The sequence below is a fragment of the Vibrio tubiashii ATCC 19109 genome (assembly GCF_000772105.1).
Classification (GTDB): domain Bacteria; phylum Pseudomonadota; class Gammaproteobacteria; order Enterobacterales; family Vibrionaceae; genus Vibrio; species Vibrio tubiashii.
Map to the genome: position 1 here is coordinate 533,012 of NZ_CP009354.1, position 16,223 is coordinate 549,234.

General features: G+C 44.7%; 14 protein-coding genes. 11 read left to right on the plus strand and 3 right to left on the minus strand.

The window, feature by feature from the left end; genetic code table 11:
- The first annotated feature begins 41 nt into the window (after positions 1 to 41).
- The 4 genes from prfB (at position 42) to IX91_RS02570 (ending at position 5,115) form a co-directional block, all read left to right on the plus strand.
- Positions 42 to 1,140, plus strand: a protein-coding gene (gene prfB, locus IX91_RS02555; protein WP_100225195.1) for a peptide chain release factor 2 whose coding sequence is annotated in 2 segments (ribosomal slippage) — positions 42 to 116 and positions 118 to 1,140 — 1,098 coding nt in all. Because the reading frame shifts where the segments join, the coding sequence is not laid out codon by codon here.
- Between the two features lie 51 nt (positions 1,141 to 1,191).
- Complete coding sequence (lysS, locus tag IX91_RS02560; RefSeq protein WP_004744870.1) at positions 1,192 to 2,709, plus strand: lysine--tRNA ligase; 1,518 nt, start codon at positions 1,192 to 1,194, stop codon at positions 2,707 to 2,709.
- 321 nt (positions 2,710 to 3,030) lie between these two features.
- Positions 3,031 to 4,365 carry a cyclic-di-GMP-binding transcriptional regulator VpsR gene (gene vpsR / locus IX91_RS02565; protein WP_004744869.1) on the plus strand — a complete coding sequence of 445 codons (1,335 nt, stop codon included), beginning with the start codon at positions 3,031 to 3,033 and terminating at the stop codon, positions 4,363 to 4,365.
- Positions 4,366 to 4,863: 498 nt separating this feature from the next.
- Complete coding sequence (locus IX91_RS02570) at positions 4,864 to 5,115, plus strand: hypothetical protein (protein ID WP_004744867.1); 252 nt, start codon at positions 4,864 to 4,866, stop codon at positions 5,113 to 5,115.
- Between the two features lie 48 nt (positions 5,116 to 5,163).
- Here IX91_RS02570 and IX91_RS02575 read toward each other — a convergent pair whose 3' ends face one another.
- Entirely contained in the window at positions 5,164 to 6,198 is a 1,035-nt protein-coding gene (locus tag IX91_RS02575) for an NADP(H)-dependent aldo-keto reductase (protein WP_004744866.1), read from the minus strand.
- A 128-nt stretch (positions 6,199 to 6,326) separates the two neighbouring features.
- On the opposite strand from IX91_RS02575, the gene IX91_RS02580 reads away from it, so the two are divergent.
- Positions 6,327 to 6,638 (plus strand): DUF6482 family protein, encoded by a 312-nt coding sequence (locus IX91_RS02580; protein ID WP_004744865.1) that lies wholly within the window; start codon positions 6,327 to 6,329, stop codon positions 6,636 to 6,638.
- Here IX91_RS02580 and mutH read toward each other — a convergent pair.
- Positions 6,635 to 7,300, minus strand: a complete 666-nt coding sequence (gene mutH, locus IX91_RS02585; RefSeq protein ID WP_004744864.1) for a DNA mismatch repair endonuclease MutH — start codon at positions 7,298 to 7,300, stop codon at positions 6,635 to 6,637. The two genes, IX91_RS02580 and mutH, sit on opposite strands and share 4 nt — an antisense overlap.
- Positions 7,301 to 7,920: 620 nt before the next feature.
- On the opposite strand from mutH, the gene rppH reads away from it, so the two are divergent.
- The 5 genes from rppH to IX91_RS02610 are packed head-to-tail and all read left to right on the plus strand — an operon-like array spanning position 7,921 to position 13,227.
- Positions 7,921 to 8,439, plus strand: coding sequence for an RNA pyrophosphohydrolase (gene rppH / locus IX91_RS02590; protein ID WP_004744863.1), 519 nt, complete (start codon positions 7,921 to 7,923; stop codon positions 8,437 to 8,439).
- Between the two features lie 2 nt (positions 8,440 to 8,441).
- Complete coding sequence (gene ptsP / locus IX91_RS02595; RefSeq protein WP_004744862.1) at positions 8,442 to 10,688, plus strand: phosphoenolpyruvate--protein phosphotransferase; 2,247 nt, start codon at positions 8,442 to 8,444, stop codon at positions 10,686 to 10,688.
- Between the two features lie 35 nt (positions 10,689 to 10,723).
- Positions 10,724 to 11,488, plus strand: a complete 765-nt coding sequence (locus tag IX91_RS02600; protein ID WP_275666580.1) for a sulfite exporter TauE/SafE family protein — start codon at positions 10,724 to 10,726, stop codon at positions 11,486 to 11,488.
- Positions 11,489 to 11,544: 56 nt separating this feature from the next.
- A complete protein-coding gene (lgt, locus tag IX91_RS02605) occupies positions 11,545 to 12,366 on the plus strand; it encodes a prolipoprotein diacylglyceryl transferase (RefSeq protein ID WP_004744860.1) in 822 nt (273 codons plus the stop codon).
- Positions 12,367 to 12,375: 9 nt separating this feature from the next.
- Positions 12,376 to 13,227 (plus strand): thymidylate synthase, encoded by an 852-nt coding sequence (locus tag IX91_RS02610; protein ID WP_004744859.1) that lies wholly within the window; start codon positions 12,376 to 12,378, stop codon positions 13,225 to 13,227.
- Between the two features lie 460 nt (positions 13,228 to 13,687).
- On the opposite strand, the gene IX91_RS02615 is transcribed toward IX91_RS02610, so the two are convergent.
- On the minus strand, positions 13,688 to 14,833 hold the full coding sequence (locus IX91_RS02615) for a Na/Pi symporter (protein ID WP_004744858.1): 1,146 nt from the start codon (positions 14,831 to 14,833) through the stop codon (positions 13,688 to 13,690).
- Positions 14,834 to 15,243: 410 nt separating this feature from the next.
- On the opposite strand from IX91_RS02615, the gene nhaR reads away from it, so the two are divergent.
- Positions 15,244 to 16,134, plus strand: a complete 891-nt coding sequence (nhaR, locus tag IX91_RS02620; protein WP_004744857.1) for a transcriptional activator NhaR — start codon at positions 15,244 to 15,246, stop codon at positions 16,132 to 16,134.
- Positions 16,135 to 16,223: the final 89 nt, after the last annotated feature.

Genomic DNA, 16,223 nt, shown 5'->3' on the forward strand with positions numbered 1-16,223 from the left:
GAATTCTCCGGTTAAATTCTACTCATAAATGTTGAGCAAACATGTTTGAAATCAATCCAATTAAAAACCGCCTAAAGGACGTGTCTGAGCGCACAAATGTCCTGAGGGGGTACCTTTGACTATGACGCCAAACAAGAGCGTCTAGAAGAAGTCAACGCAGAACTAGAACAACCAGATGTATGGAACGAACCAGAACGCGCACAAGCTCTAGGTAAAGAACGTTCTTCACTAGAAGCGGTTGTTGAAACGATTGATCAACTTGAGCAAGGTGTTGAAGACGTTGAAGGTCTTTTAGAGCTTGCTGTTGAAGAAGAAGATCAAGAAACCTTCGATGAAGTTGAACCAGAATTGGCTGAGCTTGAAGCTAAACTAGAAAAGCTTGAGTTCCGTCGTATGTTCTCTGGCGACCACGATGCTTCAGACTGTTATATCGATTTACAGTCAGGCTCTGGTGGTACAGAAGCGCAAGACTGGACTTCAATGATGTTACGCATGTACTTGCGCTGGGCTGAAGCGAAAGGCTTTAAGACCGAAGTTATCGAAGTATCAGAAGGTGAAGTCGCGGGTCTGAAAGGTGCAACGGTTAAGATTTCTGGCGAGTACGCTTATGGCTGGTTGCGCACAGAGACTGGTGTTCACCGTCTTGTTCGTAAATCACCGTTCGATTCAAGTGGCCGCCGTCATACATCGTTTGCTTCTGCGTTTATTTACCCAGAGATTGATGACAACATTCAGATCGACATTAACCCTTCTGATCTACGTATCGACGTATACCGCGCTTCTGGTGCGGGTGGTCAGCACGTTAACACCACGGAATCAGCGGTTCGTATTACTCACGTTCCTACTAACACTGTGGTTCAATGTCAGAACGATCGCTCTCAACATAAGAACAAAGACCAAGCGATGAAGCAGCTTCGCGCGAAGCTTTTTGAACTAGAGATTCAAAAACAGAACGCAGAGAAGCAAGCTAACGAAGATGCGAAATCTGACATCGGTTGGGGTAGCCAAATCCGCTCTTACGTACTGGATGACTCGCGCATCAAAGATCTACGTACTGGCGTTGAAAACCGCAACACTCAAGCGGTTCTAGATGGCGACCTAGACAAATTTATTGAAGCTAGCCTGAAATCAGGTCTGTAAGCTTTTCACCGAAAAAACTATCGTTACTAACGAAAACAGGATACATCGAAAATGACTGATGCTGTTCAAAACGAGAACGTACAAGAAGAGAACAAGTTAATTGCTGAGCGCCGCGCTAAACTGGATCATATCCGTAAGAGCTGCAAAGCAAACGGCCACCCAAATGACTTCCGTCGTGAGCACCTAGCTGGCGATCTTCAAGCGGAATTCGGTGAAAAGACGAAGGAAGAGCTAGAAGAGCTTAACCATGTTGTAGCAATCGCTGGTCGTGTTATGGCTAAACGTGGTCCATTCCTAGCTATTCAAGAAACATCTGGCCGTATCCAAGCATACGCTGCCAAAGATGTTCAAAAAGAGCTGAAAGAGAAATACCAAGGCCTAGACATCGGTGACATCATTGGTGTTAAAGGTGCACTTCACAAATCAGGTAAAGGCGACCTTTACGTGAACATGGAGTCTTACGAGCTGCTAACTAAAGCACTTCGTCCACTGCCAGAGAAGTTCCACGGTTTAACTGACCAAGAGATGCGTTACCGTCAGCGTTACGTTGACCTAATCGTGAACGAAGATTCTCGCAATGCATTTATCGTGCGTTCTAAGCTAGTATCTTCAATCCGCAACTTCATGAGCTCAAAAGGCTACCTAGAAGTTGAAACACCAATGATGCACGTGATCCCTGGTGGTGCGACTGCACGTCCATTCATCACGCACCACAACGCGCTAGACATCGACATGTACCTACGTGTTGCACCGGAGCTTTACCTGAAGCGTCTAGTTGTGGGTGGTTTTGACCGTGTATTTGAGATCAACCGTAACTTCCGTAACGAAGGCCTATCGCCACGTCACAACCCAGAATTCACAATGATGGAATTCTACCAAGCGTACTCTGACTACAAAGATCTGATGGATCTGACTGAAGAGATGCTAAGCACAGCAGCGATGGACGTTCTTGGTTCGACTTCTATGCCTTACGGTGACGAAACAGTTGAGTTCGGTGGTAAGTACGCTCGCATGAGCATGTTTGATGCGATCAAGCACTACAACCCTGGGCACGCTGAGATCCAAGCGCTAACAGAAGCAGACCTACAAGACCGTGACAAGATGGTAGCAATCGCGAAATCTGTACACGTAGAAGTAGAAACGTTCTGGACTTGTGGCCAGCTTCTAGAAGAGATCTTTGGTGAAACGGCTGAGCCTCAGCTAATTCAACCAACCTTCATCACGGGCTACCCAGCGGACATCTCTCCTCTAGCACGTCGTAGCGATGACAACCCGTTCTTCACTGACCGTTTTGAGTTCTTTATCGGTGGTCGTGAAGTTGCAAACGGCTTCTCTGAGCTTAACGATGCACAAGACCAAGACGAGCGTTTCAAAGCGCAAGTTAACGCCAAAGACGCAGGTGATGACGAAGCTATGTACTACGATGCAGACTACATCACTGCACTAGAGCACGGTCTACCGCCAACAGCGGGACAAGGTATCGGAATCGATCGCCTTGCTATGTTGTTCACTAACACGCACACAATTCGTGACGTGATTCTGTTCCCAGCGATGCGCCCTCAAGCTTAAGCTGTAGGCAGGCAACATAATTGAAAAAGTCACCTTCGGGTGACTTTTTTGCGTTTAGTCATCTACAACTAAAGTTTATTTTTCCCTCTAGTATTGGTCTAACCAGTCAATCTATTCACTGCTTTCTAAGCAATTGAGTTACTTAGCAAAGAAAGTTTTTTTCGAGTAGCTTCTCACAACGCATGGAAAAAGTGCGATTCCCCCGCTAGTCTTATATTTGAGACAGATTATCTCTGTAAGTCTCTATAATGTAACCACATACAATTTTATGTGTGTTTACGCGCACAGCATTTACATTATCAATAAAAAGGAACTAGCTTCATGGGTAGTCAATTCCGGATGGATTCCGTTCCAGGTTCGTTGGTTGTAGTGGGAGGAACCTATGAGCCTTGGCTGTCAGTTTTAGAGCAAGTAGGTTGGAGATGTACTCAGTGTGGTGATTTACGCAAAGCCGATGCACTGTTCACTGAAACGGGCCCTTGTATCGGTATTGTTGATCTTAGCCATGATGAGTTCAGTCTCAATGGTATTGCTAACTTGGTGAGCAAACACAAACAGGTACGCTGGTTAGCCTTCATTCGTGAGTCTCAATTAAGCTCAGATACTATTTGCCAATTTATCGTTAACTTCTGTATCGACTTTTTTACCGCTCCAATTCCTGATGCTCAGTTGCTCAGCACCATTGGTCATCAATTAGGTATGCTGAAACTTGAGAAAAAAGTTTGGCCACATTACGGCAATCAAAGTGACATGGGATTAATTGGTGACTCTATCCCTGTTAAGCGTCTACGTGATCAGATTAAGCGCATTGGTCCTACTGATGTCAGTATCTTAATCTATGGAGAAAATGGCACAGGTAAAGAAACCGTTGCCCGTGCCGTCCATCGTACCTCTGCGCGAGCAAACAAAGAGTTTATCTCGGTTAACTGTCGTGCGATGTCGGAGCGTCGAATAGAGAGTGACTTATTCGGAATTAATCGTGATGATATGAGCGAGCCATCAATTCTAGAGAGAGCGGATGGCGGTACGATATTACTCAACGATATTCTCACCTTACCTCGCTCACAGCAGTTTAATTTATTGCGTTTCCTCCAAGAGGGGATGGTAGACACTGCATCAGGTCGTAGGGAAGTGGATGTGCGCGTTTTAGCGGCGAATTCTGCTGATATTGAAAAAGCATTGATTGATGGCGATTTTAACGAAGAGCTCTATCACTACATCAATGTGCTACGTATTAATGTTCCGAGTCTAAAAGAACGTGCTGGGGATATTTCTATCCTTGCCCGTCACTTCTTGCAGGAATACTCAAAAGAGTACAATGCCCAAGCGCGTAGCTTTACTGAAGAAGCAGCACGTGCCATGACTCGTTATCATTGGCCTGGTAATGTCCGCGAACTGATGAATCAGATCAAACGTATCGTTCTGATGTCAGATACCGTGATGCTTGACGAGCCACATCTAGATTTACCTAAGCGTAGTGATAGCCGCCGTAGCTTAAAGAGTATTCGTGAGCGTAGCGAAAGGGATGCCTTGTTGTTGGTGCTAGAGTCTCATTCTGGTCAGGTGTCGATGGCTGCAAAAGAGCTAGGTGTATCGCGTGCAACCATGTATCGATTATTAAACAAACACAACCTAATTTCAGACATACCTGCATAGCTGATTGATTTGTAAATAAAAAGCCGCGCTAGTGATAGCGCGGCTTTATTTATATTACCGATACGATCTATTGTTCATGTAATATTACTTAGCTGAATATCTTATAATCAAAAGCTCAACCCGGTTATTTTTAGGTTAAAAATTTGTTTTGAAAATTTATGCAGCAAGGTGGTTGAAATATCACCTAATATGAATAGAATTTAACCATGAGCTAAGGCTCAAACCCATCAAAATATTTGGATTAATACATTAGCTAGGAGGCGCACAATGAAACATTTCACTGTTCAATCATTTATCTGTGCGTCTGTCGATCAAACCATTCCCGCAATGGATGCTATTAAACGCAATACGTTTGTAGCCGATCGAAAACTAGATAAAACCATGTAATTAATCCGTATCCTTTTTTTAATTGGCTGCGGAAAAGCAGCGAATTAAAACACTCTTGATCTAATGATTCGTTGATCTTTTCCCAGCTTCAAACTCAACTGGAGAAAACTCATGAGTCATTCTGTATACCTAAAACTTGCCACTCTTTTGGTCAAAGCGGATCTACGTCGAGAAGAGCGTGATTGGAAACGTAAACTGCGTCGTAGTGCCTACGACTTACCTTGGAACAATGAGCATTTGCTACGTGATATCGGTCTTGAGCAAGATGGTCGTCCAATAGGATTTACTGAACCAGATAGCGTCAAAGCCGAACGTCGTATTCGTCATCTTCGTCGTGTACTCAGTGCGCGAATACCAACGTAATCTCAGGGGCAGGCGCTTCACCTGCCCCGCTATTTCTGTAACGATAGATTATGGACAAGGGTTGGAGTAAGTCGTACCAATCTCTTGAATCCCTTGAAGCAACTCATCTGTTAATACGACATCTAAACTATCAATATTAGATTTAAGCTGTTCCAAGTTTGTCGCGCCAATGATATTGGATGCGACAAACGGCCTTTGGTTAACAAATGCCAACGCCATTTGCGCCGGATCTAAACCGTGTTGTCTTGCGAGATCGACGTACGCTTGTGTCGCTTGTTCTCCTTGAGGAGTAAAGTAACGAACAAAGCGTTCAAATAGAGAGCATCGAGCCCCTTCAGGACGTGCTCCATTTAGATATTTACCGCTTAGGCAGCCAAACGCGAGTGGGGAATAAGCAAGTAGCTGAACGCCTTCATAATGGCTTATTTCAGACAAACCCACTTCAAAACTTCGATTGAGCAAGTTGTAAGGGTTTTGAATCGAGACAATTCTTGGTAGCTCGTGCTTTTCCGCTAAGCGAAGCAGAGTCATCACGCCCCAAGGTGTCTCATTAGAAACACCGATATAGCGGACTTTTCCTGCTTTAATTAGCTCAGCGAGCGCTTCGAGCGTTTCAACTAATGTCACCTCTTCCTGAGCGTCAGGGTAGGGGTAGTTCAGCTGACCGAAACAGTTGGTTTGCCTTTGTGGCCAGTGTAGTTGATAAAGATCGACATAATCGGTTTGTAACCGTTTCAGGCTATCATCAATCGCTAGATGGATGTTTTTCCGATCTAAACTCATGTTTTCGCGGATATAAGGGACGTTTCTTGGACCCGCAACCTTGGTGGCTAACACCACTTTTTCTCGCTTACCTGATTTAGCAAGCCAGCTTCCAATGTACTGCTCGGTTAATCCCTGAGTATTTGCTTTTGGTGGCACAGGGTACATCTCTGCGGTATCAATAAAATTCACACCGCGCTCAAGTGCGTAATCAAGCTGGCTAAAAGCTTCTTGCTCAGTATTTTGCTCACCAAACGTCATGGTGCCAAGACAGATCTTACTCACTTCCAAAGTGGAATGGGGTAACTTGTTGTATTGCATCGATCTTCCTTGTCGTTACGGGTATGTGATCCCACTATAGGGGATTTGAGTATGATTAGAAAAGAGCGAGGGGTAACAAATTCGCAAATTTTGCAAAGTTGGCTAATACTGGTTAATGGAGGTGAACTATGCAAAAAAGTCAGTTAGATAAGTGGATACATGGTCATCATAAAGACAGCTATCAACCACCAAAGGTGTTTGTGATTGGCTGTTCAGACTTATCCCAGTATCTATTAGCCGTTGAATATAAGCACAAAATAGAGCCAATAAAGATTGATGATGAGCCCGTGCACTTCGACTCGCTAGAGCTAGTCAAAGAGGAGTTACTGAGACTGGGTGTGGAACGAGCATACTTACGTTTACATAACGCTTATGATGAATGTGGTGCGAGTGACGGCCCTCTGTATCATGATGTGGAGCTATCGCTTACCACGCACTAAACATAATGGTTTTCAAGAATACGCGCTGTGAATTGAGTTCTTAAATAGAATCCTCTTGGCAGCGTTTTTATTGGTTTACCGCTTGCTCCATAGGCTTCGGTCAAAACTCGGCTATTCGCCGCTTTAGGTCGTAGCTGCAAAACCTCACCATGACGAGCGTTAATTTGCTCGACTCGACCTAGTACGATGAGTTCCATCAGCTCTTCCCAGTCAGCTTTAAGTTGTTGCTCTTCTTCGATGCTTGGCGACCAGATCAAAGGTGAACCGACGCAACGCTGCGCTAATGGGATCTCCCTTTCGCCTTCTACTGGAATCCACAACACTCGGGAAAGTTTATTGCGAACATGGCTTGTTTCCCAAGTGAGACCATGAACGCCAATCAGTGGTGCGACACAAACAAAGGTCGTTTCTAATGGTTTTCCTGAGTACCCAATTGGAATGGTTTTTAGCTCGATTCCCAGCTTCTCAAAGTCTTGAGTCGGTTTACTGCCTGCCGTTGCCCCTAAGTGCCATTCTAATAGCTGTCCAACCCAGCCTTTATCACGACGAAGATCCGGTGGAACTTCGATCTCGGCTTCCTCTGCTAGATCGGCAAAGCTAACACCTGCGATGCTTTTTGCTCGTTCAAGCAGTTCTTGTTCTGTGGTCGGTTCTGGCTTCATTGGTATTGCAACAGTGTGGAAAGTGGGCTCATTGTAACTCAGTGAAAGAAAATTACGACTGTAGAGAGAATGATCGTTATGAGTAAAAGATCATCAATTAAAAGGTTATCCACAGCCTAGTTGGAGAAACTTGCCAATTGGCGATGGTGTGTATGAATAAACAGGGGTTTTGGGGTGAAAAAATACTTGAAATTTTAGTCATATAGTTAGGTTTAACTTATGTGGTGTGGATAAAATCAACTATGGTTGATCTTTGACCGATCTGTGTTTGTTGATAGAAATGCTTCTATGATACAAACTATTTAAATTTATTTTTATCATAATTCATTGTTTTTATTGAATTTAATATGTCTTGATTTGATCTTCTTGCTGCCCCAAAGTATGAGTTGGTTAGCTATTGATCACTTTCACATTGATTCTTCACATAGTTATGCACAGAAAAGGTGAATAAATGTGGTCTATGTCTCACTGCAGTGTGAGTAACCTCGAATTTGATTAAAAGTTATCCATTGGAGGATGTGAAAGCAATATTTTCTGCCCTAGTCACACTAGTAAGTTTGCTCCTACTGGGGATATGTGGAAAAATCACTGTAATTAAAGATTTTATTTGAGGTTGGCCAGTGATAGATGGCGATGGTTACCGCTTAAATGTGGGAATTGTAATCTGTAACAGCCATGGTCAGGTCTTCTGGGCTAAACGATACGGACAACACTCTTGGCAGTTCCCTCAAGGTGGAATTGATGAAGGTGAAACCCCTGAACAGGCAATGTATAGGGAGTTGTATGAAGAGGTTGGTCTTACAAAGAAAGACGTAAAGATCGTTGCGACAAGTCGTCATTGGTTAAGATATAAGCTACCAAAGCGCCTTGTTCGTTGGGATTCAAAACCTGTTTGTATCGGTCAGAAACAGAAATGGTTTCTGCTGCGACTCGATTGTGATGAATCACGAATTGATATGTTGCGTGGCAGTTCCCCTGAGTTTGATGGTTGGCGTTGGGTAAGCTATTGGTATCCAGTCAGACAAGTGGTTTCTTTTAAGCGTGATGTTTATCGTCGCGCAATGAAAGAGTTTGCATCAATGGCGATGCCATTTAAACAGCGTAAAGTAAAAGGCAAACGTAAGCACCGAAGAGGATAGACATGCTTTCTCAACTAAGGGAAATAGTTGAACAAGTTTCTAAGGTAGAAGAAGTTCATCAGGCCTTAGACATCTTAGTTAAACAAACATGCAGTGCGATGAGTACTGAGTGTTGCACCGTCTATCTTGCTAACGAAGAAATGCAGCGTCTTGAGTTAATGGCGACTCAGGGCCTGCGTTTTAAAGGGGATAAAATTCATATCCGATTTAGCGAGGGCTTGGTTGGCCTTGTTAAACGCAGTGCTGAGCCGCTTAACCTAGCGGAAGCTTCCAAACACCCCAATTTTAAATACTTCTCCGAGCTGGGAGAGGAGGTTTATCAAAGCTTCCTCGGAACCCCAATTATTTACCGTAAACAAGTGCTTGGCGTACTCGTCGTTCAGCAGAAGACCCCGCGTCAGTTTGATGAGATGGAAGAGTCGTTTCTGGTCACTCTTGCCGCTCAGCTGGCCGTGATTATCGCCCATGCCCAGACTCAAGGTCATTGGCGATTAGAGAAAAAACAGCAAGCAATTCGTGGTGTTCCGGCCTCTTCTGGTGTGGCAATTGGCGAGTTTTGGTGGGATGACACCCAACCTGAACTGAGTAATGTTTATCCTGCTTCGACCCTTGATATTGATCGTGAGCAGGAGTGGCTGTTACTGGCGATAGAAGAAGCGTTGAATGACTTTCGACGCATGCGCAAAAAGCTCGATAGCGAGATAAACAAAGATGCTTTAGCGATATTCGATCTTTTTACCCACTTGCTTAACGATCCTATGCTGCGCAAAGACCTCAAAGCGCAAATCCAAAAGGGGGATCGTGCTGACTGGGCGCTGCGCCAAGTGGTCGAATCCTACTCCAACCGCTTTGCTCGTATGTCTGATGTTTACTTGCGAGAACGAGCGCAAGACATCCGCGAATTAGGCCAGCGCTTGCTGTTCTTTTTGCACAATACCGACCAAGAAAAGCAGTCCTTTGATAAGCCCGTTATCTTAGTAGTACGTGAACTCACCGCGACACTATTGGCATCGATCCCCAAAGAGAAACTGCTAGCGGTTATTTCCTTAGAAGGCGCAGCTAACTCGCATGCGGCGATTTTGTCGCGTGCATTAGGTATCCCCGCGGTCATGGGTGTCACGTTAAACCCTAAAATACTGAATGGTAAGAAAGGCGTTGTTGATGGCTATAGCGGTAAAATACTCGTTTCACCCAATCGACAATTGCTACGTGAGTATCGCGCCCTCGCTAATGAAGAGCGCGAGTTGGCTAATATGGTCAATCAGCGTATTGAAGAACCTGCATTTACTAGAGATGGTCAACGTATTGAAGTGATGTTGAATGCCGGGTTAAGTGCCGATACCAATATTGCCATCAACCAAGGTGTTGATGGGGTAGGCCTGTACCGAACTGAAATCTCATTTTTGCTTCAGCACCGATTCCCTTCAGAAGAAGAGCAGACTCAGCAGTATCAAGCCGTGCTAAGCAGCTACCCGAGTAAGCGCGTTGTTATGCGAACGCTAGATGTGGGTGGTGACAAAGCCTTGCCTTATCTCCCGATTGAAGAAGATAACCCATTCTTAGGATGGCGCGGTATTCGCTTTACTCTCGATCATCCCGACATCTTCTTAATGCAGATACGTGCGATGATGAAAGCGAGTTCGAAGCATCAGAATCTAAGTATTTTGCTGCCAATGGTATCTGGTGCCCAAGAGCTTGATGATGCAATTGAACTGATTACGCGCGCCTATGAAGAGGTGGCAGAGCTTGATGATCAGATCGCCATGCCTCAGATTGGTGTGATGATCGAAGTACCGTCGATGATCTACTTGCTGCCACTGATTGCCAGTAAAGTAGACTTTGTTTCTATCGGTACTAACGACTTAACTCAGTACTTGCTTGCAGTAGACCGAAACAATGCGCGAGTTGCCGATGTTTATGAATCAATGCACCCCTCGGTTATTATGGCTTTAAGTCATATTCACCGAACTTGTCAGCAATTAAACCTGCCTGTGTGTATCTGTGGTGAGCTCGCTGGTGACCCAATTGGTGCACTCTTAATGGTTGGCTTAGGTTACCGCAGTTTGAGTATGAACACGTCAAACGTGGCAAAAGTGAAGTACCTGCTGCGCCATACTGAAACGGAAGAATTACGTTCGCTCGCTGACAAAGCGTTGATGCAACCTTACGGCCATGACATTTATGCTATGATGCAATCATTTTTTGAAAGTAAAGGCTTTGCCGGCTTTATTCGAGCGGGCAAAAAATAAGGATTATTGTGTCTATAGAACTACTTGTTTCTTTTATGCTGCTTGGCGCTGTCGTTGGCGTCATGGCGGGATTACTCGGTATTGGTGGTGGATTAATCGTTGTACCAGCGCTGCTTTTTCTTTTACCTGCTGCAGGCATTGATGCCAGCATTAGTATGCAAATTGCGTTAGCAACATCGCTTGCGACCATTATTGCCACCTCAGGCTCATCGGCTCTCAACCATTTTAAACTCGGTAATGTCGACATGTTCGTCGTTAAGTGGCTGATGCCCGGTGTGGTGGTCGGTGGCTTCCTAGGCGCAAATGTTGCTGAGTGGATCCCTGCTCAATATCTTCCTAAAGTGTTTGGCATCATTGTGCTACTGTTGGCTATTCAAATGCTATTTTCTATCCGCGGTAAATCACAGAAAACCATGCCAGGTAGTGCCACTACTATGGTCTATGGTACTGGGATTGGCGTCGTTTCGAGCTTAGCTGGTATTGGTGGCGGCTCATTGTCTGTACCGTTTCTCAACAGCCATGGCATTGAAATGCGTAAAGCGGTAGGCTCGTCTTCGGTTTGTGGTTGTATGATTGCTATCTCGGGTATGGCGGGTTTTATCTTACATGGCTACAAAGTCGATGCGCTGCCTAATTACAGTATCGGCTATGTCTATCTGCCTGCTTTGGTTGCGATTGCATCGACCTCTATGTTGACGACGCGCATTGGGGCAAAGCTAGCGACATCCTTGCCTACACCAACTTTGAAAAAAATATTTGCAGTTTTTTTAATGTTTGTTGCTGGAACTATGTTGCTCTAGAGCACTCTCATCTATACAAATAAAATCGTCAGAACTTCAAAAAGAGTAATCCACCTATGTCTCAGGGATATCTAACTTTTCCAAATATCGATCCTGTACTTGTGTCCATTGGGCCGCTTTCTATCCGTTGGTATGGATTAATGTATCTAGTCGGATTTGCTTTTGCCCTATGGTTGGCGAATCGCCGAGCAGACAAAGCGGATAGCGGTTGGACGCGTGAGCAAGTCTCGGATCTTCTGTTCGCTGGATTTTTGGGTGTCGTTATTGGTGGTCGAGTCGGCTACGTTATCTTTTACAACTTTGATCTCTTCATCCAAGACCCGCTTTACCTATTTAAGGTGTGGACAGGTGGCATGTCATTCCATGGCGGCCTACTGGGTGTCATCACCGCTATGTTCTGGTATGCGAAAAAGAATGGCCGTACCTTCTTTGGTGTGGCGGACTTCATTGCACCGCTAGTACCGTTTGGTTTAGGTATGGGCCGACTTGGTAACTTTATGAATAGCGAGTTATGGGGTCGCGTAACGGATGTGCCTTGGGCATTCGTCTTCCCTAATGGTGGTCCACTGCCTCGTCACCCATCTCAGCTTTATGAAATGTTCCTTGAAGGGATCGTACTGTTCTTTATCCTGAACTGGTTTATTAAGAAACCACGTCCTCTTGGCGCAGTATCAGGGCTATTTTTAGCGGGATATGGTACATTCCGTTTCCTAGTCGAATACGTACGTGAACCGGATGCACATTTAGGTCTGTTTGGTGGATTTATCTCTATGGGACAAATCTTATCCCTACCTATGGTGCTGATTGGTATCCTGTTGATGGTTTGGGCGTATAAGCGCGGCCATTACAAAGATGAACTCCCACAACAAATGAAGTAAGGAATTGGTGTGAAACAGTATTTAGATCTCTGTCAGCGTATCGTTGACCAAGGTGAGTGGATTGAAAATGAGCGCACCGGCAAGCGTTGCCTAACGGTGATCAATGCAGATCTAATTTACGATGTCGCGAACAACCAGTTCCCGTTAGTGACGACTCGTAAAAGCTTCTGGAAAGCGGCGGTTGCTGAGCTACTTGGTTACATTCGTGGTTACGATAGTGCTGAAGATTTTCGCAAGCTAGGCACCAAAACTTGGGATGCCAACGCAAACCTCAACGAGGCGTGGCTCAATAATCCTTACCGTAAAGGTGAAGATGATATGGGGCGCGTTTACGGTGTGCAAGGTCGCGCTTGGGCTAAGCCAGATGGCGGCCATATCGACCAACTACGTAAAATCGTTGATGACTTAACGCGCGGCGTCGATGACCGTGGTGAAATCCTAAACTTCTACAACCCAGGTGAGTTTCACATGGGCTGTCTGCGTCCATGTATGTACAGTCATCACTTCTCCTTGTTAGGTGATACCTTGTACTTGAACAGCACTCAGCGCTCTTGTGATGTCCCTCTGGGGCTTAACTTCAATATGGTTCAAGTGTATGTGTTCCTCGCGATTATGGCTCAGATTACAGGCAAGAAAGCGGGGCAGGCATACCACAAGATTGTTAACGCTCATATCTATGAAGATCAACTTGAGCTGATGCGTGATGTACAGCTAAAACGTGAGCCATTAAAAGCGGCAACGTTCCATATTAATCCTGAGATTAAGTCACTAGAAGATTTGGAAACTTGGGTAACGCTGGATGATTTCTGGGTTGAAGGTTACGAGCACCACGACCCGATTCAGTATCCGTTTTCAGTCTAGCAAGACGTTATAAATTACTAAGCCGCCCAAGATAGGGCGGCTTTTTTGTAGGGGAAAGGAAGCGGGAACGGGCTGCGCCCTGTGGAACGCTGCGCTTTTGGATAGCGGGAACGGACTTCGTTCTACGGGTCGTTGCGCTTTTGGATAGCGGGAACGGACTTCGTTCTACGGGTCGTTGCGCTTTTGGAGAGTGGGGATGGGCTTTGTCCTATGGAGCGCTTCGTTACTGGATAACTGGATCGGGCTTCGCCCTCATGGAAAGCTAGGGTTGATTACTTAACCACAGTGTAGGAACTTTAGCTCTCCAGCTCTCCAGCTCTCCAGCTCTCCAGCTCTCCGTAGGGCGAAGCCCGTTCCCTTATCCCTCTTTCCCGTTTCCCCTTCCTTAGCGCAGCGTTCCTAAATGCAAAAAGCCCGCAACCTAAGTTGCGGGCTTTGTAATAAGCGATGGTCTTTTGTATTAAGCTGTCAGCGCTAGGATTGTGCCTGGCAGTGCAACGAACACTGCTAATAGATAACCAGCTACAACCGCTTTATTCTTCACAGCCATGTCAGAGATTAAGTCAGCACCTTTTACAGGTAGTTCACGTAGGAACGGAATGCCGTAGATGAATACTGTTGCCATGATGTTGAACACTAGGTGTACTAGAGCAATCTGTAGTGCGAATACCGCAAACTCACCTGATACTGCTGTCGCTGCTAATAGAGCGGTGATACAAGTACCGATGTTTGCACCTAGAGTGAATGGGTAAACGTCACGTACTTTAAGTACACCAGAACCTACTAGTGGAACCATTAGACTTGTAGTCGTAGAAGAAGACTGTACAAGTACTGTTACGATAGAACCAGAGAAGATACCGTGGATTGGGCCACGACCAATTGCGTTCTTTAGAATCTCACGAGCACGACCAACCATTAGGCTCTTCATTAGCTTACCCATTACAGTGATTGCTACGAAGATAGTCGCGATACCTAAGACGATAAGCAAGATACCACCCATTTGGTCACCGAATGTTGCTAGTGGCTCTTTAACTGCGCTGACTACTGGCTTAGTTAGAGGCTTAATGAAGTTCAAACCTTTAATGCTCATATCGCCAGTTGCTAGGAATGGAGATACTAACCAGTGTGAGATCTTATCAAGAATACCAAACATCATTTCGATAGGTAGGAAGATCGCAACCGCTAATAGGTTAAAGAAGTCGTGGATAGTCGCACTTGCAAATGCGCGCTTAAACTCTTCTTTGCAACGAACGTGACCTAGTGAAACTAGAGTGTTGGTTACTGTTGTACCGATGTTCGCACCCATCACCATAGGGATAGCTGTTTCTACCGGAAGACCGCCGGCCACTAGGCCCACGATAATAGAAGTTACTGTACTTGAAGATTGGATAAGTGCTGTTGCGACTAGACCGATCATCAAACCTGCTACTGGGTGAGATGCAAATTCAAATAGAACTTTAGCTTGATCGCCTGTTGCCCATTTGAAACCACTGCCTACCATAGATACCGCTAGAAGTAGCAGATACAACATGAATGCCAAGTTAGCCCAGCGCAACCAGCGAGTAGTGCTCGAAATTGGCGCCGCTGTAGTAGTAGCTTGGTTCATAATCATTTTCTCCGTGGACCGTTAATGTCTTAGTTTTGGTCTGTTGTTGAAACTGAGGGCGATGTTAGAGGGGAAATATTTCAGTAATATTACAGTTGTGTGTAATAGGTTTTTTTTTATTTGAGTAGAGAGAGTGTTGCCGTAATTTGAAATTTACGCTTGGTTTAAGTTGTTGTTTTATTTGTAATAATAATTGATTTTGTGGATGCCTTTAGGATGTGATTAGAATCGAAAAAATCGCAGAAAATTTTCGATTGTGAGCCGGTTTGTGACACTTCATTGTCATATTTATAATTCTAGTTTCGGTAAAAGTTACGGTAAATGAATATAAGGTAGGTTTTGTCGAGTTATTGTTGTCACGCGCCGCATTTGCTATAACCTACACACTAAAATAAGAAGAGTATTTCTCTATGTCACACTTAAACTACAACCACCTTTATTACTTCTGGATGGTATGTAAGCAAGGCTCTGTTACCAAGGCTGCCGATGCTCTGTTTCTCACTCCGCAAACTGTTACTGGACAGATTAAAGCACTAGAAGAACGTATGGATGGCAAGTTAACTAAGCGCAATGGCCGTAGTGTTGAGCCTACTGAGCTTGGGCAGCTAGTGTTTAAGTATGCCGATCGAATGTTTGGTCTGAGTTATGAGATGCTAGATATTGTTAACTACAGTCAGCGCTCTAACATTCTATTTGATGTCGGTGTGGCAGATGCCTTATCAAAGCGACTAGTGAGTAAAATACTCCTAACCACCGTTCCTGAAGATAACAGTATTCATCTACGCTGTTTCGAATCAACTCACGAGATGCTACTAGAGCAACTCGCACAGCATAAGCTGGATATGATTTTGTCTGATTGCCCAGTTGACTCTAGTCAGAGCCCTGGTCTGTACAGCAAAAAGCTCGGTGAATCCAATATGAGCTTCTTCTGTTCAGGTAACGTCGATAATGTTAGCTTTCCTGCAGTATTAGAGCAGCGCAAACTGCTTATTCCCGGTAGCCGTACAGCGATGGGACGTAAAGTGTTGCAGTGGTTTGACCGTCAGGGGTTGCAGCCTAATATCTTAGGTGAATTTGACGACGTCGCTTTAATGAAAGCCTTTGCTCGTTACCACCATGATGTGATTTTCTTAGCCCCTTCTATCTATATGTCTGAAGTCGAAAGCGACCTTCCTCTACAACTTATCGGCCATATTGATGAGTTAAAAGAAGAGTACTATGTCATATTTGCAGAGCGTATGATTCAGCACCCAGCGGTGAAGAATGTTTGTGATGCAGACTTCACAACCCTATTTAATTAGACTCCGATCTATTTGAACAAATAGATTAGTTGTTACAATTCGATTAATATTTGAAATAATTCACTCTAATATAATTAAATACACAGTGA